Source organism: Oleiphilus sp. HI0125 (assembly GCF_001635355.1).
Genome location: NZ_LWGF01000285.1, coordinates 1 through 626, shown reverse-complemented (window position 1 = coordinate 626; position 626 = coordinate 1). Strand labels below are relative to the sequence as shown.

Genomic DNA, 626 nt, shown 5'->3' with positions numbered 1-626 from the left:
TCTCAATCGCGTTCATACAACGCAGGCTTATTCATTTTATTGTCATACCCGAGCAAGTTTTTTCAGTAACATTGTCATGTAAATGTTTATATGATGTCATCATAAAAACATCAATACCCAAACTTTATGACCACGCCACAACAGCATTACAAAGGCCGATTTCGAAATAACACCATTACAAGAGATCTGCATACCAAGCTCAGCAATATTATTAGATGGAAATTACACGCGCCCAAAGTCATACCAAAACAATTACCGATTGTATCAGTTGATGACATTAAGAACCGCGGTGAAGGAACCACATGGATTGGGCATGCCACTTTCTGATCAGTATTAATGGCAAGCATATTCTGACCGACCCAGTATTCTCTGATCGCACATCCCCCTTCCCAACTCGTCGGTCCAAAACGCGCGACACCACCAGCATGTGCTATTAAAGATTTACCTCCAATCGACTACGTTGTTCTATCGCATGATCACTACGACCATCTTGATGAAAACTCAGTACTTGAGCTCAACGAACGCTTCAAACCACAGTTCATCCTCCCGCTTAAATGTGGGGTTTGGTTCGACAAACGCGGCATCCACAATTGGGTTGAATTAGATTAGTGGCAATCTACCAAGAT

General features: G+C 42.2%; 1 protein-coding gene. It reads left to right on the top strand.

Features of this window, described 5'->3' with window-relative positions; genetic code table 11:
• Window positions 1–369: 369 nt before the first annotated feature.
• Entirely contained in the window at window positions 370–609 is a 240-nt protein-coding gene (locus A3762_RS28220) for an MBL fold metallo-hydrolase (protein WP_082868928.1), read from the top strand.
• Window positions 610–626 lie beyond the last annotated feature (17 nt).